At 34.2% G+C, this 26,060-nt stretch carries 23 protein-coding genes and 1 riboswitch; of the genes, 16 read left to right on the forward strand and 7 right to left on the reverse strand.

Annotation, left to right across the window (positions count from 1 at the left end; all coding sequences use genetic code 11):
* Positions 1-3 precede the first annotated feature (3 nt).
* The 13 genes from FM121_RS09445 to deoD all read left to right on the forward strand — a co-directional run bounded on the left by FM121_RS09445 (position 4) and on the right by deoD (position 13,421).
* Positions 4-1,056, forward strand: coding sequence for an S-methyl-5-thioribose-1-phosphate isomerase (locus FM121_RS09445; RefSeq protein WP_086951918.1), 1,053 nt, complete (start codon positions 4-6; stop codon positions 1,054-1,056).
* Between the two features lie 75 nt (positions 1,057-1,131).
* The gene (locus FM121_RS09450; protein WP_086951919.1) at positions 1,132-1,791 is read left to right on the forward strand and encodes an L-fuculose-phosphate aldolase; all 660 of its coding nucleotides are present in this window, start codon (positions 1,132-1,134) and stop codon (positions 1,789-1,791) included.
* An 83-nt stretch (positions 1,792-1,874) separates the two neighbouring features.
* A complete protein-coding gene (locus FM121_RS09455; RefSeq protein WP_086951920.1) occupies positions 1,875-2,087 on the forward strand; it encodes a zinc ribbon domain-containing protein in 213 nt (70 codons plus the stop codon).
* Positions 2,088-2,571: 484 nt separating this feature from the next.
* On the forward strand, positions 2,572-3,570 hold the full coding sequence (locus FM121_RS09460; RefSeq protein ID WP_086951921.1) for a LacI family DNA-binding transcriptional regulator: 999 nt from the start codon (positions 2,572-2,574) through the stop codon (positions 3,568-3,570).
* Between the two features lie 122 nt (positions 3,571-3,692).
* Positions 3,693-4,994: a pyrimidine-nucleoside phosphorylase gene (locus FM121_RS09465; protein WP_086951922.1), complete on the forward strand. Its 1,302-nt coding sequence runs from the start codon at positions 3,693-3,695 to the stop codon at positions 4,992-4,994.
* A 486-nt stretch (positions 4,995-5,480) separates the two neighbouring features.
* Positions 5,481-5,882 carry a cytidine deaminase gene (locus FM121_RS09470; protein WP_086951923.1) on the forward strand — a complete coding sequence of 134 codons (402 nt, stop codon included), beginning with the start codon at positions 5,481-5,483 and terminating at the stop codon, positions 5,880-5,882.
* A gap of 47 nt (positions 5,883-5,929) precedes the next feature.
* A complete protein-coding gene (locus tag FM121_RS09475; RefSeq protein WP_086951924.1) occupies positions 5,930-6,991 on the forward strand; it encodes a BMP family lipoprotein in 1,062 nt (353 codons plus the stop codon).
* A 57-nt stretch (positions 6,992-7,048) separates the two neighbouring features.
* The gene (locus tag FM121_RS09480; RefSeq protein WP_373385079.1) at positions 7,049-8,602 is read left to right on the forward strand and encodes an ABC transporter ATP-binding protein; all 1,554 of its coding nucleotides are present in this window, start codon (positions 7,049-7,051) and stop codon (positions 8,600-8,602) included.
* Entirely contained in the window at positions 8,595-9,671 is a 1,077-nt protein-coding gene (locus FM121_RS09485; RefSeq protein ID WP_296745411.1) for an ABC transporter permease, read from the forward strand. Before FM121_RS09480 ends, FM121_RS09485 begins: the two co-directional genes overlap by 8 nt.
* 3 nt (positions 9,672-9,674) lie before the next feature.
* Positions 9,675-10,628, forward strand: coding sequence for an ABC transporter permease (locus FM121_RS09490; protein WP_086951925.1), 954 nt, complete (start codon positions 9,675-9,677; stop codon positions 10,626-10,628).
* A gap of 72 nt (positions 10,629-10,700) precedes the next feature.
* A complete protein-coding gene (gene deoB, locus FM121_RS09495; protein WP_086951926.1) occupies positions 10,701-11,873 on the forward strand; it encodes a phosphopentomutase in 1,173 nt (390 codons plus the stop codon).
* 13 nt (positions 11,874-11,886) lie between these two features.
* Positions 11,887-12,702, forward strand: coding sequence for a purine-nucleoside phosphorylase (locus FM121_RS09500; RefSeq protein WP_086951927.1), 816 nt, complete (start codon positions 11,887-11,889; stop codon positions 12,700-12,702).
* A gap of 11 nt (positions 12,703-12,713) precedes the next feature.
* Positions 12,714-13,421 carry a purine-nucleoside phosphorylase gene (deoD, locus tag FM121_RS09505; RefSeq protein ID WP_086951928.1) on the forward strand — a complete coding sequence of 236 codons (708 nt, stop codon included), beginning with the start codon at positions 12,714-12,716 and terminating at the stop codon, positions 13,419-13,421.
* A gap of 77 nt (positions 13,422-13,498) precedes the next feature.
* Here deoD and FM121_RS09510 read toward each other — a convergent pair whose 3' ends face one another.
* The 6 genes from FM121_RS09510 to FM121_RS09535 form a co-directional block, all read right to left on the reverse strand.
* Positions 13,499-14,254: a MerR family transcriptional regulator gene (locus tag FM121_RS09510; protein ID WP_086951929.1), complete on the reverse strand. Its 756-nt coding sequence runs from the start codon at positions 14,252-14,254 to the stop codon at positions 13,499-13,501.
* Between the two features lie 172 nt (positions 14,255-14,426).
* Positions 14,427-14,933 carry a ClbS/DfsB family four-helix bundle protein gene (locus tag FM121_RS09515; RefSeq protein ID WP_086951930.1) on the reverse strand — a complete coding sequence of 169 codons (507 nt, stop codon included), beginning with the start codon at positions 14,931-14,933 and terminating at the stop codon, positions 14,427-14,429.
* A complete protein-coding gene (locus FM121_RS09520; RefSeq protein ID WP_086951931.1) occupies positions 14,933-15,754 on the reverse strand; it encodes a MerR family transcriptional regulator in 822 nt (273 codons plus the stop codon). Before FM121_RS09520 ends, FM121_RS09515 begins: the two co-directional genes overlap by 1 nt.
* A 377-nt stretch (positions 15,755-16,131) precedes the next feature.
* Positions 16,132-16,458 (reverse strand): ArsR/SmtB family transcription factor, encoded by a 327-nt coding sequence (locus tag FM121_RS09525; RefSeq protein WP_086951932.1) that lies wholly within the window; start codon positions 16,456-16,458, stop codon positions 16,132-16,134.
* A 34-nt stretch (positions 16,459-16,492) separates the two neighbouring features.
* Positions 16,493-18,397, reverse strand: coding sequence for a heavy metal translocating P-type ATPase (locus tag FM121_RS09530; protein ID WP_086951933.1), 1,905 nt, complete (start codon positions 18,395-18,397; stop codon positions 16,493-16,495).
* A gap of 154 nt (positions 18,398-18,551) precedes the next feature.
* Positions 18,552-19,310 (reverse strand): hypothetical protein, encoded by a 759-nt coding sequence (locus FM121_RS09535; RefSeq protein ID WP_086951934.1) that lies wholly within the window; start codon positions 19,308-19,310, stop codon positions 18,552-18,554.
* A 103-nt stretch (positions 19,311-19,413) separates the two neighbouring features.
* Positions 19,414-19,497: riboswitch (SMK box riboswitch) on the forward strand.
* Here FM121_RS09535 and metK point away from each other — a divergent pair.
* Together metK and FM121_RS09545 are read left to right on the forward strand one after the other, a co-directional pair.
* On the forward strand, positions 19,495-20,682 hold the full coding sequence (gene metK / locus FM121_RS09540; RefSeq protein WP_086951935.1) for a methionine adenosyltransferase: 1,188 nt from the start codon (positions 19,495-19,497) through the stop codon (positions 20,680-20,682). It overlaps the preceding riboswitch by 3 nt.
* A 68-nt stretch (positions 20,683-20,750) precedes the next feature.
* Positions 20,751-22,220, forward strand: coding sequence for an MDR family MFS transporter (locus FM121_RS09545; protein ID WP_256958444.1), 1,470 nt, complete (start codon positions 20,751-20,753; stop codon positions 22,218-22,220).
* Positions 22,221-22,290: 70 nt separating this feature from the next.
* On the opposite strand, the gene FM121_RS09550 is transcribed toward FM121_RS09545, so the two are convergent.
* Entirely contained in the window at positions 22,291-23,565 is a 1,275-nt protein-coding gene (locus FM121_RS09550) for a helix-turn-helix domain-containing protein (RefSeq protein ID WP_086951936.1), read from the reverse strand.
* Between the two features lie 626 nt (positions 23,566-24,191).
* Here FM121_RS09550 and FM121_RS09555 point away from each other — a divergent pair.
* Positions 24,192-26,060: MSCRAMM family protein (locus FM121_RS09555; protein WP_086951937.1), on the forward strand; the 1,869-nt coding region annotated here is incomplete at its 3' end.

Below are 26,060 nucleotides of genomic sequence, written 5' to 3' on the forward strand. Positions count from 1 at the left end.
AACATGAAAAGAGCCGATTATAACATGCCGTTTCTCTTACAATACGAAAATGTAGCATGGTACGAAGATGGAAAAGTTAGAATTTTAGATAGACGAATTTATCCAACATCAATCGAGTTTGTTGAATGTGAAACGCACAAAGAGGTAGCTCAAGCTATTACAGATATGGTGACTCAGAGTGCAGGTCCGTATACAGCTGCTGGCATGGGAATGGTATTAGCTGCTTATGAAGCTAGAAACTTGTCAACAAGTGAACAAATTGATTTTTTAAAGAAAGCAGCTCATACGATAGGATATGCTCGTCCAACAACGGCTAATCGAATGACTCAAATTACGGATAATTGTTATGAAGTAGGAAAATCAGCATTAGAAAATGGCGGTTCAGCAATTGAAGCCATTTTCCAAACAACCATTGATTCCTTGAATCGACGCTACACAGTCATGGATAAAGTCGGAAGAACTTTACTGAAAAAAATACCCCAAAATGGTAAAATTTTAACTCAGTGTTTTGGGGAAACGATCGTAGGAACTTTGTTAAGAGCGGCTAAAGAAGAAGGAAATGACTTAGAAGTGTATTGTGCAGAAACAAGACCTTATTTACAAGGAGCAAGACTTACTTCAAGTTGTGCAGCAGATTTAGGGTTTAAAACAACTGTAATTACTGATAATATGGTAGCTTATGTAATGGAAACAAAAGGAATCGATGTTTTCACATCTGCGGCGGATTCTATTGCTCGAGATGGTCATATTGCTAACAAAATTGGAACAAATCAAATAGCGATTGTCGCTCAACATTATGAGGTACCTTATTTTGTAACCGGTATTCCAGATACGGACAAATTTGGTAGAGAAGATATCATTATTGAAGAACGTGACCCTAAACAAGTTTTAGAGTATCGTGGAATTCCTAATACATTACCAAGTGTAGAGGGCATTTATCCGTCCTTTGATATCACAGCACCTTCAAGAATTAGTGGCATTGTAACAAATAAAGGAATATACTCACCTTATGATTTAGAGGAGTATTTTAAATTAGAACAAACACGTTTTTATTAAAATACAGTATAAAAGAGACAGATAGCAAGTACTGTTTGTTTATAGGGGAAATGATAATAAAAAGGATGGTCTTTCATGAAGTATTTAGAAGAAAGAAAACAATTAGTTGAATATGGAAAAAAAATGTTAGAAGACAAACTAACAACAGGAACAGGTGGAAACTTAAGTGTTTACGTCAGAGAAGATAATGTGATGTTGATTACACCAAGTGGCATTCCTTACAATGAAACAACAGAAGAAGATATTGTATTGATGACTCTTGAAGGCGACGTACTAGAAGGCGTGAGAAAGCCATCTAGCGAATACGATATGCACCGAGTATTTTATCAAAAAACTGAGCATGTTAATGCCATTGTTCATACACACTCTGAGTTTGCAACAGTTTTTGCATGTCTTCAAGAAGATATATTGCCGCTCCACTATATCATTGGTTCGATAGGCAACAAGGTGAGATGTTGTCGTTATGAAACATTTGGTACAGCTAAATTAGCGGAGGTAGCCTTTGAAGAAATGAAGGATGATAAGGGAATATTGTTAGGAAATCATGGGACTCTATCTATTGGTGAAAATTTAGCTTCGGCCTTTTCAGTGGCGAAAGATATTGAATTTGTTGCCAAACTTTATTACCGTGCAAAATCAATCGGAACACCAGTATTACTAAATGATGAACAATTAGAAGAAGTTATTGAGAAATTTGGTACTTACGGGCAACTCCGTATTCATGGTCAAAAGTAATACGTCAAAATTAGACTTTAGACGGATAGTGTTTTAAATATCTCCATGCTATCATTTTCTCATAAGAAACGGGGGAGACTAAAATGGAGAAGAAACAATATCATTGTGAAAAGTGTGGAAACGATCGTTATGAATCAGATCAATTTCAAGCAACGGGTGGTAATTTTGCCAAGATTTTTGACGTGCAAAACAAGAAATTTATCACAGTAAGTTGTACACGTTGTGGGTATACAGAGTTGTACAAAGGAAATACATCTGACGGTTGGAATGTCTTAGATTTCTTAATTGGCGGGTAGTTGGATTAAAATAGAATAAGTGAAAAGCTTTATAAAAACTGTAAAAATAGTTTTTATAAAGCTTTTTTGCTGCATTTATTTTATATAGTAGAATCAAATTAAAATATAGTAACTAGAGAATAGTTGGTATAAAAATAGTTATTAAAAAAATAAAAAAATCTAGAAGACTCAATGAAATATCATCGGATACCGAATTTTGGGATATTTACTATTTCTTAAATAACTCTTCATAAAAAAGCAACAAATCAGGTATTAATTCTTCACAGTCACGCAGTATTATATAAGCATACCAACAAAACAACCCTAACAAACTTTTTCATTTTATTTACTCCTCCAAAGTAAATAAACAACTCCTTTTTAGTCCTTAGCGAAAGCTAGGGATTTTTTTTGAAAAAAATTTTAACTAATTGTAATAAAAAAAACGCTACCCATTCTTATCAAATTTTGATATGATGATTTTGGAAATAGGAGAGGAGAAACAGGCGTGAAAATTACCATCAAAGATATTGCCAAAATATCTGGCGTATCGACAACAACAGTTTCTCAAATATTAAATAATAAAGGTCAACGCTTCAGTGATGAAACGCGTCGTAGAGTTTTGAAAGCGGTTGAGGAATACGATTACAATCCAGATTATTTTGCTAAGAATATGATTAATCGTGAATCAAAAACAATTGGAATGATTGTTCCAGATGTAACAGATCTATTTTTCTCCAAAGTTATTGAAGGTGTAGAAGCCTATCTAACTAAAAAAGATTATATGATTTTACTCTGTAATTCAAATCACTCACATGAAATGGAAAAAGACTATATTAAACAGTTGTTAAATCGTTCTGTTGCAGGAATTCTTTTAGCTAGTCCTAACTCTTTAGAATTGGAAACAAGCTTAAAAAGTCCCTATATTTTAATTGACCGTGGACTTAACACACGAACGGAAGGGAACTTACTTGTTAAAGAATACGATGGAAGTTACGAATCAGTCCAATATTTAATCAACCTAGGTCATCGTAAAATTGGCATGTTAACGAATGAATCTGGTTATTATGAAATGTCTGAAAGATATGAAGCGTACTGTCAATGTCTAAAAGATAATAATATTTCTTATAATGAAACTTATTTAGAAGATGGACCAGTCACAATTGAAGGCGGTTATCAAGCTGCTAAAAGAGTGCTAGCAAGAACGGATATTACTGCACTTTGTTGTGGAAATGATCAAATGGCAATAGGGGCTTATCGGGCAGCGTATGAATCAGGTCTACATATACCTAATGATTTATCAATTATCGGTTTTGATAATTTAGAAATTTCTGAATATCTGAACCCGCCTTTAACGACAGTTGCTCAACCCGCCTTTGAAATAGGCTATACAGCAGCCAGTTATCTCTTTCAATCAATCAACCAACCAGAAGCAAAAGTGCCTAATAAAACCTTTGGGACTAAATTTATTGTTAGAGGAAGTACATCTCTTGTTGACAAAATATAAAAAACATGATATTTTTAATTTGTAAGCGCTGTTAATACATAACTACGAAAGGTAAAACGGTTTACTTTTTTGTTTTACTTCTTGTAAATCGTTTTACTAAAAAAGAAGTGAGGTTTTTATTCATGAGAATGGTAGATTTAATCCAGAAAAAAAGAGACGGTGGCGTTCTTTCTGAGGAAGAAATCAAGTTCATCGTTACAGGTTACACATCAGGGGACGTTACAGATTATCAAATGAGTGCTTTCTTGATGTCGGTTTATTTTAAAGATATGACAGATGAGGAAATCACTTGTTTAACAATGGCGATGAGCCAATCAGGTGATGTGATTGATTTGTCAGAAATTAATGGCATCAAAGTTGATAAACATTCAACAGGTGGTGTGGGGGACACAACAACTATCGTTTTAGCTCCATTAGTAGCATCAGTTGGTGCCGCAGTTGCTAAAATGAGTGGACGCGGTCTAGGTCATACAGGTGGTACTATCGATAAATTAGAAGCTATCCCAGGATTTGAAGTGGAAATAGCTAATGATGACTTTATCCGTTTAGTGAATGAAAGTTATGTAGCAGTGACAGGTCAGTCAGGAGATTTAGCTCCAGCAGATAAAAAAATATACGCATTAAGAGATGTTACAGCAACCGTAGATTCAATTCCTTTGATTGCAAGTTCTATTATGAGTAAAAAAATTGCTTCAGGAGCAGATGCAATTGTTCTAGATGTAACAACAGGTGACGGAGCTTTCATGAAGAGCATTGAAGATGCAGAACGTTTAGCACATACAATGGTACGCATTGGTAGTTTAGCCAATCGTCAAACAATGGCTATTATTTCTGATATGTCTCAACCTTTAGGCAATGCAATTGGAAACGCTATCGAAGTGAAAGAAGCGATTGATGCTTTAAATGGCGATGGTCCAGAAGATTTAATGGAAATGGTTTACGTATTAGGTAGTCAAATGGTTGTCTTAGCTAAAAAAGCTGACACATTAGATGAAGCTCGAAAAATGCTTGAAGCAAGTATTGCAGATGGAAGAGCAATCGCTAAATTCAAAGAGATGATTAGAAATCAAGGTGGAGACGACAGCGTGGTTGATCATCCCGAAAAATTACCTCAAGCTAAATATACAATAGAAGTACCTTCTAAAAAAACAGGTGTCGTTTCTAAGATGGTCGCTGATCAGATTGGTATTGCTGCTATGTTACTTGGAGCAGGTCGACGTACTAAAGAAGAAGAAATTGATTATGCTGTTGGTTTATTCTTGAACAAAAAAGTGGGAGATTCAGTTAAAGAAGGCGAATCATTAGTAACTATTTATGCTAATCGTGAAGAAGTAGAAGATGTTAAAAAAGTTCTTTATGATAATATCGAAATTGGAGATGAAGGTGTAGAGCCAACTTTAATCCATAAAGTAATTACCGAATAATAAATGTTATACAATTTTTATTGTTCACAAATGATGAATGTGAAATGTGAGTTTTTTAATAAGAAACCTAAAAGGAATATTAGCTGAAGTAAATATTTGAAAGTCTTTTTCACTTAATTAGAATGTGATAAATTGTTTTTTTGTAGGATAATATAAGTTTTTTAATGTTAATAATTAAGAGATAAACCTTAAAAAGTGACAATCTAATTTTTCTACATAATTTTGATGTTTATTGTTAGAAAAAATGTTAAAATTGAGTGAGCTTTTAATAAGCGAAAGGAGGCTAATATTCGTTAGGATTTTTATTAATCATCCTGAATGATAATAAAGTATAGAATAGTTATTTTCTAACTTTATCATTTGTCAGCATTTAAGTTTTGTCTGTAAGTGAGAATAAAATAGAGCCAAAAGGTATAGTTAAACTGTTTTACCAACTTTAAGTAAGCAATAACAGTAAAAATTGATGAAAAGAGAGGGAACTCATTTATGTTAGCAAAACAAGAGTGGCTTGATACAGCGATTGATGCAATGAATAAAGCTTACGTGCCTTATTCTAAATTTCCAGTAGGAGCAGCATTAGTTACTGAAACAGGTGAGGTTTTTCAAGGATGTAATATTGAAAACGCATCGTTTGGTTTAACCAACTGTGCTGAAAGAACTGCCTTTTTTAAAGCAGTTTCTGAAGGTAACGTCTCATTTAGTCATTTAGTAGTTGCAGGAGATACAGAAGAACCAATATCTCCATGTGGTGCCTGTCGCCAGGTGATGGTTGAATTTTGTGGACCAAAGATGCCGGTGACACTAATCAATAAAAAAGGTGATGTGAAAGAAACAACTGTTTCTGAATTATTGCCCTATTCATTTGAAAGTGATCAAATGAATTCTTAATTAAGGTGTTTAAAAATTTTATATAAAATTCTGGAGGGAATAACACAATGAAAAAAAGTACATTAGTAAAAACAGGTTTGGCATTAGCGTTAACATTAACACTGACTGCATGTGGTGGAAATGCTAAGAAAGACGATGCAAAAAAAGATGGCGGTAAAGACTCAGCTAACCATTCAGCAGCATTAGTTACTGATATCGGTGGGGTAGATGATAAATCATTTAACCAATCAGCTTGGGAAGGTTTACAAGAATGGGGTAAAGATAACAAAAAAGAAAAAGGTAAAGATGGCTTTAACTACTATCAATCAACATCAGATGCAGATTTCTTACCTAACTTAAACCAAGCAATCAATGATGGTTTCAAAACAATCTTTGGTATCGGATTCAAATTACAACCAGCTATTGAAGAAATTGCTGGAAGCAAAAAAGATAACAACTTTGTTATTATTGATTCAGTAGTAGAAGGAAAAGATAATGTAGCATCAGTTGTCTTTAAAGATAACGAAGCAGCATACTTAGCTGGTATCGCAGCAGCTAAAACAACAAAATCTAAAAAAGTTGGTTTTGTTGGAGGACAAGAAGGTGAAGTTATCGGACGTTTCGACGCTGGTTTCGTAGCTGGTGTTAAATCAGTAGATCCAGAAATCAAAGTTGACGTTCAATATGCAGGATCATTTGGTGACGCTGCTAAAGGTAAATCAATTGCAGCAGCAATGTACAAAAGTGGTGTAGATGTAATCTTCCATGCTTCAGGAGATACTGGTAACGGTGTATTCTCAGAAGCTCGCGATATCATGAAGAGTAAACCAGCAGAACCAGTTTGGGTAATCGGAGTTGACCGTGACCAAGAAGAAGAAGGAAAATATGATGGCGGAAACGTAACATTAACTTCAACTCTTAAAGGTGTAGGAACAGTTGTTAAAGATATTGCTACTAAAGCAAACGAAGACAAATTCCCTGGTGGCGAAACATTAGTATACGGACTTAAAGATGGCGGTGTTGATTTAACTAAAGGTCAATTAACTGACGACGTACAAAAAGCTGTAGATGCTGCTAAAACAGAAATTAAAGATGGTAAAGTAGAAGTTCCAGAAAAACCAACTAAATAATTACAGTTAGTTACTTAGTTCAAAGTGTTTATCCGAAATAGTTAGGAAGTGAAGAAAGTGAATGAATCACAATACGTGATCGAGATGAAAAATATTACAAAAGCTTTTGGAACGTTTAAAGCCAACGATAATATTAATCTAAAAGTAGAAAAAGGTGAGATTCACGCGTTATTGGGTGAAAATGGTGCCGGTAAGTCAACATTAATGAATATCTTATCTGGATTATTAGAACCTACTTCAGGGTCTATTGATATTAATGGAAAAGAAGAAAAAATAGCTAATCCCACAGTTGCCAATAAACTTGGTATCGGGATGGTTCATCAACATTTTATGTTGATTGATAATTTCACAGTTGAAGAAAATATTATTTTAGGTAGTGAGCCGACAAAATCTGGTGTAGTAATTGATAAGAAAAAAGCTTTTGAAGATATCATGGCTGTTTCGGATAAATATGGTTTTAAGATTGATCCTAATGAATTAGTAGGTAACATTTCAGTTGGGATGCAACAACGTGTAGAAATCTTAAAAACTCTTTATCGTGGAGCAGAAATATTAATCTTTGATGAGCCAACAGCTGTTTTAACACCTCAAGAAATTGATGAGTTAATCGAAATTATGCATGGTTTAGTTAAAGAAGGTAAGTCAATTGTTTTAATCACTCATAAGTTAGATGAAATTAAAGCTGTTGCTGACCGTTGTACTGTTATCCGTCGCGGTAAGAGTATTGATACAGTTACCGTTGCAGATGTTTCTCAACAAGAATTAGCTGATTTGATGGTAGGTCGCTCGGTGTCATTTAAGACACCGAAAGGCCCATCAAATCCAACAGAACCTGTTTTAAAAATTAACGACTTAGTTGTTAAAGAAAATAGGGGATTAGATGCAGTTAAAAGTCTAAACCTAGAAGTTCGTGCGGGGGAAGTTGTCGGAATTGCAGGGATTGATGGCAATGGACAAAGTGAGTTATTACAAGCTATTGCAGGAATGCGAAAAGTTGAATCAGGTACGATCGTTATTAATGGTCAAGACATGACTAACAAACGTCCTCGTGAAATCACTGAAAATAGTATGGGGCATGTGCCAGAAGATAGACATCGCTTTGGTTTAGTTTTACCAATGACGCTATCAGAAAATATCGCTCTACAAACATATTACAAAGCACCACTAAGTAAAAATGGGTTATTAAATTATAAAGAAATTAATTCCCATGCAAGAAAATTGATCGAAGAGTTTGATGTAAGAACACCAAATGAATTAGTTCCAGCTTCAGCGTTATCTGGTGGTAATCAGCAAAAAGCAATTATCGCAAGAGAGATTAACCGTGACCCAGATTTATTAATGGTAGCTCAACCAACTCGTGGTTTAGATGTTGGAGCAATCGAGTATATCCATAAACGTCTAATCGAGCAACGTGATAATGGAAAAGGTGTTTTAGTAGTCAGCTTTGAGTTAGATGAAATCTTAAACGTATCTGATCGTATTGCCGTTATGTTTGAAGGTAATATTACAGGGATCGTTAAAGCTTCTGAAACAAATGAACAAGAATTAGGGCTATTAATGGCCGGTGTACCACTTGAAGAAGTAAGGAAAGGGGCTGTAGCTAGTGAATAAGCAACAATCAACAATCAAAAATTTAGCGGTGCCAGTTCTTTCCGTCGTATTCGGATTATTATTAGGTGCAATTATCATGTTAGTGTTTGGATACAACCCAGTAGAAGGTTACAGTGCAATGTTGAATGGTGCGCTTGGTAGCACGTATAACATTGGTGAAGTTGTCCGTCTAGCAACACCATTAATTTTAACCGGTTTAGGATTTGCTGTAGCTAATACAGCTGGATTCTTCAATATTGGTTTGTCAGGTCAAGCTTTGTCAGGTTGGATTGTTTCCATTTGGTTAGCAATGTTATTCCCAGATTTACCAAAAGCTATTCTAGTTCCTTTATGTATTATTGCAGGAACACTAGCAGGTGCTTTTTGGGCAGGGATTGCCGGATACTTGAAAGCACAATTTGGAACAAGTGAAGTTATCGTAACCATTATGTTAAATTATACAATCTTACATATCAGCAATCATTTAGTACGTAATGTCTTTACAAATGACGCAGATACAACGGCACAAATTAGTCAAAATGCAAGTTTAAGAGCAGATTTCTTAACACAAATGACAGGCGGTTCTCGTCTGAATATGGGGATTTTCTTAGCCCTATTGATGATTTTTGTTGTATGGGTATTAATGAATCGTACAACAGTCGGTTTTGAATTACGTTCCGTAGGTTTAAATCCAGACGCTTCTGAATATGCTGGTATGAATGCCAAGAAAAATATTGTTTTAGCAATGTTAATCTCTGGTGGTTTAGCTGGTATGGGTGGTGTTGTTGAAGGATTAGGAACATTCCAAAACCTTTATGTATTAGGTTCAGTACCAACAATTGGATTTGACGGTATGGCTGTATCACTTCTTGGTAGTGGTAGCCCAATCGGAATTTTAGTTTCAGCATTATTATTTGGAGTATTAAAAATCGGTGGACTTAGTATGCCAGGTAGTGCTGGTGTACCAAATGAAATCGTAGAAATCGTTATTGCTTCAATTATCTTCTTTGTAGGTATCAGCTATGCTATTCGTTACTTACTTGATAAAGCAACACCTAAAAAACAAGAGATTAAGAAAGGAGATGCGTAAGACATGGTATCAATGTTAGCAATTATTGTCTCATCAGCATTGGTGTATTCAGCTCCTTTAATCTTTACAGCTTTGGGAGGAACTTTCTCAGAACGAAGTGGTATAGTAAACGTTGGGTTAGAAGGAATTATGACTGTTGGTGCTTTTAGTGCCACAATCTTTAACCTTTACTCAGCAAGTACTTTTGGCTCAATGACACCTTGGATATCGATGTTATTCGGTGGATTTGTGGGAATTTTATTCGCACTTATTCACGCTGTGGCAACGATCAACTTACGTGCTGATCATATCGTCAGTGGTACAGTTATCAACTTAATGGCACCAGGGTTAACAGTATTCTTAACTAAAATGTTATTTGATGGTCATGGACAAACAGATATGATCAAACAAACATTTGGTAAATTTAGTTTTCCAATTTTGAAAGATATTCCAGTTCTTGGTCAAATCTTCTTTAAAGATACATCAGCACCTGCTTATGTAGCTATTCTAGTAGCTGTTTTAGCATACTATGTTATCTATAAAACAAAATTTGGTTTAAGACTTCGTGCAGTTGGTGAAAATCCTCAAGCTGCGGATACTTTAGGAATTAATGTTTATGGTATGAAATATGCTGGCGTGTTAATTTCAGGTTTCTTAGGTGGTATGGGGGGAGCTGTAGCTGTTCAATCAATTTCAGGTCAATTCTCACTTTCAACGATTGCAGGACAAGGATTTATCTCAATGGCAGCAATGATCTTTGGTAAATGGAATCCAATTAGTGTCATGTTTGCGGCAATCTTCTTTGGATTATCTCAAAGTTTAGCTGTTATTGGAAACTTAATTCCAGGTATCAAAGAATTACCTGCAGTATACTTACAAGCAGCACCATACGTATTAACAGTACTCGTACTAGTAATATTTATTGGTAAATCACAAGGACCAAAAGCTATTGGTAAAACTTATGTGAAATCAAAATAATTACGAACGTGCCAGGGAACCTCTTTGGCACGTTTTCTATAAATAAAATTTTTTGGAAGAAGGCAGATCTATATGTTTAAAAGAGTTCATTTAGTAGTACTTGATTCAGTAGGTATTGGAGAAGCACCAGATGCTGAAAAATTTGGTGATTTAGGAAGTCACACACTAGGTCACATTGCAGAAGTTGCTGGTTTAAATATTCCTAACATGGAAAATTTAGGATTAGGAACAATTGAGCCACTTAAAGGTGTTAAGGCAGTTGAAGATCACAAAGGTTATGCAACAAAATTAGAAGAAATTTCTGTTGGTAAAGATACAATGACAGGTCACTGGGAAATCATGGGCTTAAACATTCAAACACCATTCAGAGTATTCCCAGAAGGATTCCCTCAAGAATTATTAGATAAAATCACTGAATTTTCAGGTCGCGGTGTTATTATGGGCGCAAACAAACCATACAGTGGTACTAAAGTTATTGATGATTTCGGTGAAGAACAAATGAAAACTGGCGATTTGATTATTTATACATCAGCTGACCCAGTTCTTCAAATTGCAGCTCATGAAGATATTATTCCTTTAGAAGAATTATATAAAATTTGTGAGTTTACACGTGAATATACTAAAAATGACCCATATATGATTGGACGCATTATTGCTCGTCCTTATGTTGGTGAACCAGGAAACTTTACCCGTACACCAAATCGTCATGATTATGCTTTAGATCCATTTGGAAAAACAGTACTAGATTCATTAAAAGAAGCAGGCAAAGATGTGATTGCTGTTGGTAAAATCAACGATATCTTTAATGGTCAAGGAACAACGGCTACTGTTCGTACGAAATCTAATATGGATGGTGTAGATAAGTTATTAGACGTGATGAAAGAAGATTTCACTGGTTTAAGTTTTACTAACTTAGTGGACTTTGATGCATTATTTGGTCACCGTCGTGATGTTACGGGATACGGTAACGCCTTAGAAGAATTTGATGCTCGCTTACCTGAAATCTATGATGCAATGGGCGAAGATGACTTACTATTAATCACAGCAGATCATGGAAATGATCCAACTTTCCCAGGAACAGATCATACAAGAGAATATGTGCCATTACTTGCTTACAGTAAAAACATGACAGGTCAAGGAAGCCTTAAACAAGGATTCTATGCAGATATTTCAGCGACAGTTGCTGAAAACTTTGGCGTGAAACAAACAGAAAACGGAACAAGTTTTTTAGATCAATTAAAATAAGGAGTTACATACAATGACATTAAGTGAAAAATTAAAAGAAACAGCAAAATATATCCAAGGCAAAGGGGTTACTTCAATCGATTTTGGTTTGATTTTAGGATCTGGATTAGGTGAATTAGCGGACGAAATTACTGATAGAATCGTCATTCCTTATGAAGAAATTCCAAACTTCCCAGTTTCAACAGTTGTTGGACATGCTGGACAATTGGTTTACGGAACACTCTCAGGTAAAAAAGTGTTAGCAATGCAAGGACGCTTCCACTATTATGAAGGTCATTCAATGCAAACAGTAACATTCCCAGTGCGTGTAATGAAAGCTTTAGGAGCTGATTCATTAGTCGTAACAAATGCTGCAGGTGGCGTAAATACTTCATTTGCACCAGGGGATTTAATGTTAATTACTGACCAAATCAACTACACAGGCGATAATCCATTAATGGGCTTAAATGAAGATGACTTAGGACCTCGTTTCCCAGATATGTCAGAAGCCTATGACAAAGCATATGGCGAAGTGGCTAAAAAAGTAGCAACAGAGCTTAAAATTAGATTACAACAAGGGGTTTACATGGGATACTCAGGTCCTACTTATGAAACACCTGCTGAAATCAGAATGTCACGTGTTTTAGGAGCAGATGCTGTAGGTATGTCTACAGTTCCGGAAGTAATCGTCGCTAACCACATGTCAATGCGTGTGTTAGGTATTACATGTGTAACTAACTTAGCAGCAGGTATGCAAGCCAACTTAAACCATGAAGAAGTTGTTGAAACAACTGAACGCGTGAAAGCTGACTTTAAAGAGTTAGTAAAAATTACATTAGAAAGAATTTAAGGGGACATAAAATGAGTGTACATATTGGCGCTAAAAAAGGTGAAATTGCAGATAAAATTTTATTACCGGGTGATCCTTTAAGAGCAAAATACATTGCAGAAAAATTCTTAGATAACCCAGTTTGCTATAATGAAGTTCGTGGTATGCTCGGGTTTACTGGAACTTATAAAGGGGTGAAAGTATCGGTTCAAGGAACTGGTATGGGAATTCCTTCAGCATCTATTTATACTAATGAGTTAATTCGTGAATATGATGTAAAAAAATTATTACGTGTGGGAACATGTGGTGCTCTTAAAAAAGACGTTCATGTTCGTGATTTAGTTCTTGCTCAAGGAGCTGTGACTAATTCGGCCTTCATGAAAGCTGATTTCCCTAATCATACATTTGCTCCAATTGCTGATTATGATTTATTATCAACTGCTTATAGTATTGGTAAAGAAAAAGGCTTTAATATTCATGTGGGTAATGTTTTATCTGATGATAGTTTTTATAAAGATGATTTATCAGATACATTCAAACTTGGTGAGCATGGCGTATTAGCTGTAGAAATGGAAGCTGCTGTTATGTATTACTTGGCTTCTAAATACGATGTTCAAGCCTTAGCATTGATGACAGTTAGCGATCACATGGTAACAGGTGAAGAAACAACATCAGAAGAACGTCAATCAACATTTGATGAAATGATGATCGTCGGCTTAGAAACATTAATTAAAGAATAGGGTAGTGAAAAAGGCGTTCAGCTCTGAGTAACTATCTAATTAAAAAGAAGCTTACCGAATTTCGGTAAGCTTCTTTTTTAGGCATATGTTTTGATCGCTTCTGTTAACCAGTGAGTTGCGTCATTTCCAATTTGGTCATTGTAGTAAGCGGAAAAACGTTCATCGGCTAAGTACATTTCGGCTAGTCCAATATGAGCTTCTTTGGAATAAGTTGCCCAAGTGTAAGTTAACCATTCTTTGTGTTTTTCAAAAACAGTTTTAGCACTTTCTGAATGAAGATCTTGTTTTTTGACCAGTTCTTTTAAAGCTATAAATAAATTTTTTTCGGCTTGGGTCATGTTTTTAAAATCAGCTTCGCTTAAATTTTGCCACTGCTTATTAGAAGATTCGATGGCGTCTTTACCATATTTTTCTCTGATTTCTTTTCCATAAGTTGCTTCGTTTTGAGCTAGTTTTTCCTGTTTGAATGCTTCAAATTTTTCTTTATCTGACATGTTAATTTCTCCTTTATGATAACGTATTGTTTTTTCAATTGTCAGAAGGAGATGGTTGATTTGATCCTTTTTCTTAGTTAATTCTTGGTATTGATCTTCCAGTGCACGTGAAAAATCAAAATCGGTTTCGTCTAAACTTTGTTTAATGGTTTCAAGCTTCATATCCAGTGAGCGGTAAAATAAAATTTGCTGCAAGCGGTCGACCTCTGTTTGTCCATAAATTCGGTAACCAGATGAATTAATTCGAGCAGGTTTTAGTAAATTAATTTCATCGTAGTAGCGTAAAGTTCTTGTGCTGACACCAGACAACTCAGCTAGTTTTTTAATGGTATATTCCATGGTTATTCCTCCTGACACACTTATCATATAGGTTGACGTAACGTGAAGGTCAATAGGTTAAGTATAACTTTTTTATTATATTTATGACATGAAAAAAACCACTAGTCAGCCCACTAGTGGTTTTGGTCTTAATTGAATTCCTTTTAATAAATCTAGTATAGCATAATAGTCATCATTTCAAACTCCTCTTATACTTCCTAACCGCTTTAAGTGCCCAATCATAGTGAGAAGCTGTGGCTGAAACGGCGTAGCTGCCTAAACTGGTTGTTCCTGTCCAGTTGTAGTATTTCTTCGTGAACAACTCCTCATCAGAATATTGTTTAATCACACCTAAGCAGTCGTTGTGACTAGTTTCAAGTATTTTCTTGGCATCTTCAAGAGACGTATTTTGATGTTTCTCCCAAAATTTAATGTTCATCTCGCCATAGTTTTTCCAATTGTAAGGTTCAGGTAAGAAAGGTATGACAAATTCTTGTTGATTATTTTTGACAAAATCTAAAAAGAGCTGGTGCCATTCATATAAATGAACCAAACAATCTCTGATTTGACGATCACGTCCTTCAAAAGGAAAAGTACCAACTTGCTCTTCTTCGCTTAGGGAGTCAATTAAAGTAATTAACTTTTGATAGTTTTCCGCTCCTTGCAATAATAATTCTTCTTTATTTTTCGCTCTAGCCACTATAATTCCTCCTTAGTTTTAACCACCAAACAAGCTTCTGTCAGCCAGTTATCTGGATTTGGATCTTGGGCAGCTGTCACGTGATAAATATTAATCATGGGACCTGCAATTTCTAAGTGATTGACTTCAATCCAACGACCAAGAGCTTCCATAATAAGTGGCATTTGTTCAAATGAGCCTTGGAAAGTTGTTGAAGCAACAGTGATTTTAGGAGCAGTTTTAAAAGTAATGGATTCAGTATCTTGGTACTCACCAACGATACTACTTTGAATTTCCAAATCAATATTTTCTTCCTCAAAAGCTTCATTATGATACAAGGTTAGACCTAGTGGTGGTTCAGAAAATGAGACATTTTGAGCTAAATATTCTTCGTATAATTCTTGCCATAAGATTTGTTCCTCTTGATAGTCAGAAACAGTCCGTCTCAAACTCATGATTTGTCTTTCAGGTAATTCTTTTAATACCACGTTGTAATTCAAATACTCATTGTTGGTACTTATCATTTCAGCAACAGATTCAAGTAGATTTTGCTGATAGCTGACTTTTTCTAGCTGCTCTTTTAAATACTCTTTCTGAAGTTCAAAGTATGTTTCTAGGGTTTTTGTTTCAGGATTGTCTAAAATCTCTTTAATCATTCTTAAAGAGAATCCCATTTCCTGTAAACTTTTAATTTGGTTGATGCGAGGGAGTTGCTCGGCTGAGTAGTCTCGGTAATTGTTATTTTCAGAAGAACGAGAGACAGTGAGTAAACCGACTTCCTCATAGTGACGTAGCATTCTGACACTGGTATTGGCTAATTTTGAAAAATGACTGATTTTCATCAAGATAACCTCCTCTTTTTCTAAAGTATAAAGGCTGACAGTGTGTGAAGCTCAAGTAATAAATTGAAACTCAGGAGATAAAAATTTTCTTCCAGCTGCTTGGAGTTAACCGCCATTTTCACCACTCTGGATTATAAATATTTCATTAAAAATAGAGCAATTAAAATACCAATTCCTAACGAGACAGTGCGGTAGATATATTCTTTTTTAGGGTTACGATTTGGATCCATACTTGGGTTCACTCCTTTGTATAATAATATGATACTTTTAGTATACTGCTTTTTTGATAAATGAAAAAGAAGAGACTGTAACATAAGTCTGTAAACTCATGTTGTAGTCCCTTCTTTTTTGGTTAGAAGAGCTAAAAGAAGTTCTTCTTAATTTAACTGACTTCTCTCTTTAGTGTGAGATAGGGCAAGGTAGATGATCCATTTTATATGATCATCGTAAATTCGATAATACTGCTTTCTTCCTACACGCTTTGATTTTACTAATTTAGCATTTTTTAATAAAGATAATTGATGGGAAATAGCTGATTGTGATTCTTGAATAGCTATTTCCAACTCACTAACATTATACTCTTTATTAAGTAATAGGCATAAAATTTTAAATCGTATTTCATTTCTCAATAAGTGGAATAGTTGTAAGCTATCCCTTACTTCCAGTTCAGAATATGTGGTATTTTCTAGAGAAATATTTTCCATGGAAAAGACCTCCTACATGTATCTAACTCTAATCTTACAAATATTTTTTTGGAGTTCGTAATAATCTTAATGCGTTAAGAATAACTAGAATAGTACTACCCTCATGAACAATAACACCAATCGCAATATTCATTTTTCCTAAGAAATTTAAGGTCACGAGTAAAGCAACAACGAGCATTGAGAAACAAATATTTTGCCATGTCACTTTATCCATTTTTTTAGTTAGTTTATGAGCGTAAACTAATTTTGATAAATCATTTTTCATTAAGACGAGGTCAGCAACATCCATTGCTACATCTGTCCCATCTCCCATAGCGATACCAACATCCGCAGTTACTAAGGCAGGTGCATCGTTGATACCATCACCTAACATACCAGTTGCACCGTATTTTTTCTGTTGTTCTGCAACAATACTTGCTTTATTTTCAGGCATAACATTCGCAACAACTTCAGCGACTCCTACTTGACGACCAACTGCTTCACCAGTTAGTTTAGCATCTCCAGTGATCATAGTTGTATGGATACCTTGGTCGTTAAAGTAAGTGATGGCGTCTTTAGCATAATCATTAGGCACATCCATAAGAGCGATCAATCCGATTACTTTTTCGTTTTTACCGATTAAAACAACTGTTTTACCTTCAGAAGCTAATTTTTGTTCATCATCTTTGTAGAAAGAAGAGACATCTTCAAACGAGCTTGGTTTACCAATTCGGTATTTTTTTTCTTGATAAGTAGTAGATAATCCACGTCCTACTTCATTTTCAACAGTAATATCTAATTTTTGACGATCTGGAAAATTATTAATAATAGCCGTAGCCAATGGATGATTTGATTGAGACTCCATAGCAACAATTAAATCAATTAATTGATCTTCATTTTCTTCAGAAGCAAATGAAAAATCTGTTACGACTGGTTTACCACTAGTTAAAGTTCCAGTTTTATCAAAGGAAATAGCTTTAAGTTCATTTAATTTAGAGAGGTACGCGCCACCTTTGACTAAAACACCTTTTTTAGATAAGTTGGAAATTGTAGATAAGGTTGTTGGGACCGCACTTGCTGCTAAAGCACAAGGTGATACTGAAATTAAATACACCATACTTCTGTATAAACTAACATCCCACGACCAGCCTAAAAGATAAGGGCCTGCTAATAATACAAAGGGGTACAGGGCTAAAGCAATAGTGACATACCTAGGTTCTAAACGCTGAATTAATGTTGCTGTTTTTGTTAAACTTTGTTGAGACTGATCAACAAGTTCTAGTATCTTAGCAAAAACTGTTTCTGTGCTATCTTTAGTTACTTCCATAGTGAAAGTTCCGGAACCATTGATAGTACTACCAAACACTTCGTCACCGACATTTTTTTCTTTTGGAATACTTTCCCCATTAATAGAAGATTCGTCGATTGAAGTAGATCCACTAATAATAACACCATCTGTTGGTACTTGAGCACCGTTTAATACTTGTAATGTATCGCCTACTTTAACTTGATCAACAGAAACAACTTTAGATGTTCCATCGGCTAATAAAATTCTAGCTTCTGTAGGATTCAAATTAAGTAAGTTGGTAATTTCTCTTTTACTTTTTCCATCAACATAATCTTCAAGAAAGTGAGCGCCTGCAAAAATGAGAATAAGCAAAGCAGCTTCTTCATAATTACCTATAACAATAGCCCCTGCGGTTGCAATAGTCATTAAGAAGTGAACATTAGGCTGAAATTTTTTTGCTTGTTTTGTTTTGCTAATCGTATTTCCAATACCTTCAAAAATAATATGATAGCCAGCAGTGATAACAGAAATAATAAAGAGAACTGAACTAAAGGTTTCATTCGTGTTTGATACAAAAAGCCCGATAATGAATGCCGCTAATCCAATAAAGAACATTGTAACTGCTAATCTTGCTCCGTGATCGTGGTCGTGGTTGCTTTTATTTTTCTCCATTTGAAACACCCTTTCTTTTAATGTTTTGTTAGGTTAAATAATAATCATTTAATTAACACTATTATATATGACGAAACATTCATATGTCAAGTGGATTAGAGAATTATTTGCAAAAATAAGAAAAAGACTAACATATTGTTAGCCTTTTTCTTATTTAAAAATAGTATATAAACAAACTGATAAGAGCGAATAAATTAAGAATTAACTCTTTTTTCTTAGCATTTTTAGATTTCAAGAAGAAATAAACAGCACCAATATTACATAGTCCAAAGATGATAAGCTTCCAAAGAACAGTTTCTTGGTTTAGGTACTGTGTAATGAGTAAGTAATACATAAATCCTAGAGAAAGTAATGCCAGAATAAAAAACCATGATTGCCTAGAGAGAAAGGAGTACATTCCTTGAGTTAAAATAGTAATGAATAAAATCAAACTAAAAGCAAAGATAAATGGTTTGATTAAGTCAAAATTATAATTAAAAGGATAATTAATCGTTAATAACTGATTGAAGACAATTCCTTTAAAGAAGGCATTGAGTATCGAGTAAAAAATCGAATCAATATAAAAGAATTGTTTAGAGAAAATTAAGAGTTGAAATAACTCATAAGCAAGTAAAATTAAGGCAAATTGATAAGCTGTTTGTTTAGAAATCATAAAAATAAGAACACAAGAAGCTACTAATTTCATTCCGTAAACAGGAATAGAGATGAAGGTTCCTTTTTTATAAGATGCTTTACCGATTAGCTGGAAAAAATCGCTAAGTAGTAAGTAAAGAACCATATAGGTTAAAATAGCAGGACCACGGCTGCTATCACGTAAGAAAAGAACACCAGGAAGCAGAGAAATTGTGGTTTGGAGTAGTGTGACACTAATTATAAAGGGTAAGGCAAATAAGCCTTTTTTTGTATTATTCAATCGTCTAACCTCTTTTTATTATCTTATCCTATTACTTTAGGGTATGTGAGGGAAAAGGTCAATAATTTTAAGTAGGTAAAAAAAGTTTTATCTGTTATACTAGCAATGTTGCAGGATTCCCGATAGGATTTACGTGTGATATGTAAATATTCCTTGTAACCGACAAAACAAAGGGGGAATAAAAATGTTAGAAAGAAAATTATTTACATCAGAATCAGTCTCAGCAGGTCATCCCGATAAGATCGCCGATCAAATCAGTGATGCCATACTAGATGCGATTCTAGCAAAAGATCCTTATGCTCGTGTGGCATGTGAAACATCTGTTACGACAGGTTTAGTTCTTGTCTTTGGTGAAATCACAACAACAGCCTATGTGGATATTCAAAAAGTGGTTCGTGAAACGATTAAAGGTATCGGTTATACTCGTGCCAAATATGGTTTTGATGGAGACACATGTGCCGTGATGGTAGCAATTGATGAACAATCACCCGATATTGCTCAAGGAGTGGATGCTTCTTTAGAAAAAAGAGAAGGCAGTCACGACCAAGAAGATTTAGGAGCAGGAGATCAAGGCTTGATGTTTGGTTATGCCAATAACGAAACACCAGAGTTAATGCCATTACCGATTGCGCTAAGTCATCGTATTATGAAAAAATTAGGTGAACTTAGAATCAATGAAACACTGAACTACTTAAGACCAGATGCTAAATCACAGGTAACAGTCGAGTACGATGAAGCAGGAAAACCTGCTCGAGTAGATACTATAGTAGTTAGTACACAACATGATGAACACGTTACATTAGAAACAATTGTTGAAGATGTAAAACGTTTGGTTATAGCAGAAGTTATACCAAGCACACTTATAGACGAAGAAACAAAATATTTCATTAATCCAACAGGTCGATTTGTCATTGGTGGTCCTCAAGGGGACTCTGGTTTAACAGGTCGTAAGATTATTGTTGATACATATGGTGGTTATGCAAGGCATGGAGGCGGAGCTTTCTCAGGAAAAGATGCAACCAAAGTCGATCGTTCAGCAAGTTATGCTGCGCGCTACATTGCCAAAAATATTGTAGCAGCAAAATTAGCAGATAAGTGTGAAGTACAGTTAGCATATGCTATCGGTGTCGCACAACCTGTTTCAATTTCTGTTGAAACGTTTGGAACAAGTGCAGTGGCAGAATCAGCTTTAATCGAAGCGATTCGTGAAAACTTTGACTTGTCTCCAGTAGGAATTATTGAGATGCTTGATTTGAGACGTCCGATTTATCAAAAAACAGCTGCTTATGGTCACTTTGGTCGGGAAGATGCTGATTTTACATGGGAAAAATTAGATAAAGTCTCAGCATTAAAAACAAGTTTAGGTATGTAAAATTCAAACCTTTGTTAGAGCGCACTATCTAACAAAGGTTTTTTTATTTTGGATAGGGGGAGAATTAAGTGACAAAGAAAAGAGAAACAAATGTAAAAGTCATTACAGCCTGTGTGTTTATCGCAACGTTTATGACAGCTGTAGAAGGAACAATTGTTTCAACGGCAATGCCAACAATTGTCGGGTCGTTAAAAGGAATATCTATTATGAATTGGGTATTTTCAATTTATTTATTAACGAACGCGATGATGACACCGATATATGGAAAATTAGCAGATAAAATAGGTAGAAAACCAATTTATTTAATTGGTATTTCAATTTTTATCGTGGGTTCTGCATTATCAGGTTTAAGTCAAAATATGATTCAGTTAATTATTTTTAGAGCGATTCAAGGGATTGGTGCAGGAGCGATTGTTCCAGTATCTTTAACGATTATTGCTGATATTTATCCTGTGGAAAAGAGAGCAAGTATTTTAGGGCTTAATAGTGCGGCTTGGGGAATTGCGAGTATTGTGGGTCCATTAGCTGGTGGATTTATTGTAGATGCATTAAGCTGGCATTGGATTTTCTTGATTAATGTGCCAATTGGAATTGTTTTGATGGCCTTAGTTTGGGTCTATTTAATTGAAGAAAAACGAGAAGTGGAAAAAGCTCCTGTCGATTACTTAGGCAGCATATTCTTAGTTGTCATGTTACTATCCTTATTATATGGCTTCCAGACGGTCAGTGAAGGGTTTAGTCTGATCACAGTTGCTTCTTTCGCAGTTTTTATTATTGGTTTAGTTTCATTTATTAAAGTCGAGAAATCAGCCGTTGATCCAATTATTACGTTAGAGTTATTCAAAAATAAAACGTATGTGATTGTCAACTTAGTAGCAGCTCTTATTAGTGGTTTCTTAATGGGAGTGGAAGTTTATATTCCTATGTGGATGCAAGGGGTTTTAGGTAAGTCGGCTGCTTTAGGCGGAATTGTTTTAGCGCCGATGTCAGTTATTTGGATGTTTGGTTCATTAGCTGGTGGGAAAGTGATGCAGAAATGGTCAGCTAAAAAGGCTATTTTTATTAGCATGATTCCCATTTTAATTGGTGCGCTGTTTTTAAGTCTTGCGCAACTAGATACAAGTTACAGTATTTTCTTTATTTTTTCAGCCATTTTAGGTGTTGGGTTCGGGATGACGATGACGATTTTAACTGTCTTAGCACAAACATCTGTTGATGATCATCACATTGGTGTGGCAACATCATTCTTTACTTTATCTCGGACGATTGGTCAAACGATCATGATATCGATTTTTGGATTAGTTCTAAACGCCTCAATGAATCAAGGTCTAGCAGAAAAACAAGAATTAGGTGTAACTAAAGATATGATGAATAAACTGATTAATCCTCATACGGTTAGTTCATTGCCTAGTAAGTTAGTTGGAGATTTAAGAGAGATTCTTTATAATAATTTACATCAAGTTTATATAGTAGGGATTGTACTCGTTGCCTTAGCATTTGTTCTCAATTATTTTCAAGATAGTCAAGATAGTTTATAAATAAAAAGGTGGTTTAAAAGTCATTTTCCTCGTGTAATTAGGGAGGGAAATAACTTTTGACCACCTTTTTTTATTGTATAATTTTTAATTCTTTTCGTAATTGGTAGTATTGTTTTTCTGTCAAATAATCATTAACAAACAATATAGGAGCGTCACAAGGTAAATCTGTTGTGGAAATAATTAAATCTGCTGAATCATAGTGATAGTTTTCAAAAAATTCTTTATCAACGACCATAGTAGATAAAGGTGCATCTAGAAAAGCTCTAATAATTGAGTATGCTAAAAAATCACCATGATTTCTACCTAAATCACTATAAATGATAATATTTTTATTTTCTTTTTCATCAATGATAAGATGACAATTGGTTAAAATTAAATAAAAAATATAGTCAAAAAGATAATCGGTATTCATTTCTAAACGTTGCATGGTATGAATGATAGCTTTTTTTAATTTATCGAATATATAAGGATTTTGGACTGAAAAATTCTCTACAAATGAAGTGTGTCGATTGTAAATGATATCCTGAGGCAATGTAAATAAGGATTCTCTTTTTTTACAATACATAAAAATATTATTAAGAGCTTCATGATCTTCTGTAGAAACAGTCGCCCATTTTGAAATAGTTTGAACGAGATGATTAATCACTTGATGGAAATTCTCACCAATTAAAATTTCGTTATAAAATTCTACAAAATGATCAAAGGTAGGCCCAGTTTCTATGTTTTTAGTTCTGAGTAAATGTCGTACTAAATAGATAAAGTGTTGTTCTTCTGGTAGAGGATAGGAATAATTTCTATCAAACCATTCAAAATCAGTAGATAATTCAAGTTTTGATATTTGAAGAGCGTAAATTTCTTCTAGATATTTAATGATAAAAAAGATAATATCAAAATCTACTTCGTTATTAGAGATAAGTTCATAGGTTTTATTTTTATTGCTAATAGAAATACCCCATTTTTGAAGAAAAGGTTTCAATCTTTTCATGCTTCGGTAAAGAGTTGATGGGCTAACATACAACATTTCAGCATAAAAAAAGATATTTTGGTTAGGATGTAAAAAAATCTTTTTAAGTAGTTGGGCTTCTAGACTATCTGAAACGATGTCCCTAATAATTTGATTGATATTTCCACTAGAAGTAGGATTTAAAATAATAGCCTGTTCTTTGTTAATCGAAACTGTAATTAGATTAGGCCAATTATTTTTAAAAAAGGTTAGATCATTTAAAACAGTCGATTTTGAACATCCTAATAAAGTTGCTAAATTTTCTACAGTTATGTCATTATTATTTTCTAAAAAATTTAATAATGAAATAAGTCGTTGCTCTTTTGTATTTAAAATAACCATAATTTCCCCTCTTTCATAATCCCCACAAACATCTAATTAATGGTCATTCTCTTATTATATATTATGTTACCTATTTATAACAATTGAATGTGAATTTTTTGTATAGTGAATGTAAAAAAATATCTATAAAAAGCCTTGTATACACAAGTTTTTCGAAGTGTTTTAAAGAACATAATAATAATAAATTAATAACAAGGTTATTATTTTTTACAAAAAGCGATTTATATCATTGATTTGATTAATATCTTGTATTACTATTAACTTATTGATTCTTATCCTGATAAACAATCAAATAAATAAAATTATACATGTTATTTTATCGAATATAATTGGTTTGGAAGCATTATCGTTTGTGAGGCGTTTTTCAAATAAAACCTTAATTTATATAAGTCTATATCTTTATGTTTATAATAGTGATCAATAAAATTATAAAAAAAATATGTTATTTATTTTAGTTTAGATTTTTTCAATTATTATGTTTCTTCCAAAAAGTGACAAGATGTTCTTATTAGGATGATGAAAGCGGTGTTAAGGAGTTTTTTACATATCTATATGTAAAAAAGCCAGTTTCATCAAAAAAAGGGATGTTTTATAATTTTCCAAGTAAGGAAAGGGGAAATTATACAATGAAACGTATGATTAAATTATTGACAGTGTTAGTAGTAGCAATGTCAAATATTCTTGTTTCAGCTGTAACTGTTGTTCAAGCTGAAGGGATACAAGATGTTAGTAGTCAATTACTGTCAAAAATTACGACAGACACAAATGAAGTAAATGATGGTGGTCGTTTAAAAATTACAGCCGAATTTAACGACCAAAATAAAAAAATTCAAAATGGCGATACAATTAATTTAAGTTGGCCCAAAATGAACAATGTCGAAATTAAAGGATTTGCTATAGAAAAAGAGATTAAGGTAGATGGGATTGCTGTTGGAACAGCGGTCATAACACTTACCGGAGCAACTATTACATTTAATGAAGTAGTCGAACAGTTTGATCAAGGGACGGTTCACGGTGGAGTAACCTTCCAAGTAACTGCTAATAATTATAATAATGGTGCATCAAGTGAAAGTATTAATATTGTAGGTGGTAACCAGATAAAAGAAGTGGTTGTTTCTAAAGGAGAGCCAGGTCCCGACCCAGGTCCTGGCACAGCTGATTTTACCACTAAAAATGGTGGAATATATGCTGAAAAACCAACGGAAGTCTTGTGGGACGTTTCTGTTAACAATAATGCCGAAAAATTAAATTCCGACTTGAAAATAGTGGACACGTTGAAAGAAAGCCCGAATGCTCATGAATTAAAACCTGAAACAATTGAAATTTATGTAGAAGGTGTAACGAATCAAATGTATCGTGGTGAAGGAGCGTTAGATAATTTTAAACGAGATTTCAATGCCACTGTTGACTATTCATTAGAAAATGGCACGGTGAATATTGTTATACCACAAGCCACAGCAACACAAAATAAATTTAGAATTATGTATAAATCAGAAATAAAAGATATGGATGTAGCCTTCTTTAAAAATACAGTAGAGACTGATTATCAAGTTGAAGGTAAAGAAGCACAACATGATAGCAAAACTCATACTATCCAAAATATTAATGCAGATGCATGGGGAGATGGTAGCAAGACAGCGAAATTAACGGTTGTCAAAAAAGACTCAACTACTAAATTACCTTTAGAAAATGCAAAATTTGTCTTAAAAGATAGTACAGGAAATATTGTGAGAGATAATTTAGTCTCAGATAAAGATGGCAAGATTATCGTTGATAAATTAGCGCCTGAAGAGTATTACTTAGAGGAAATTGAGGCACCAGATGGTTACAAAATTTTAACAGAAGCTGTGTTTGTTTCAGTTAATAAACCAACTATTGATGTTGATATTGAAAATACACCAAAAGAAGTCTTTGGTAGTATAGAAGTCACTAAAACAGATTCAAAAGATTCGAATAAAGTGTTATCAGGAGCGAAATTCGCATTAACTGAAATCGCTACTGGTAAGACGTTTGACTTGGTGACGGGTGAAGACGGAAAAGCAGTGGTAGATCAATTACCATTAGGAAAATATAGCTTAGTCGAAACTGAAGCACCAGAAGGATATAACTTAAATTCAACACCTCAAGAGATCGAAGTGAAGAAAGATGAAACTACAGCAAATAAAACAAGTGTTTCAGTAACGAATGAAGAAACAATTGTTTTAGGTGGCGTTGAAGTATTAAAAATTGACGCAAAAGATAAAACTAAGGCTCTATCAGGAGCAAAATTCGAATTAACGGAAGTGGCAACTGGTAAGGTACACGAATTAGTAACAGGTGAAGATGGTAAAGCAAACATTAACAAATTACCATTAGGCAAGTACACATTAGTGGAAACAGAAGCGCCAAAAGGCTACTTATTAGATAAAACAGCCAAAGAATTAGAAATCATTAAAGATGTAACAACGAAAAATACAACAAGCATCCAAGTAACCAATACAGCAATCACACCGTGG

The organism is Vagococcus fluvialis bH819, from assembly GCF_900163795.1.
GTDB lineage: Bacteria > Bacillota > Bacilli > Lactobacillales > Vagococcaceae > Vagococcus > Vagococcus fluvialis_A.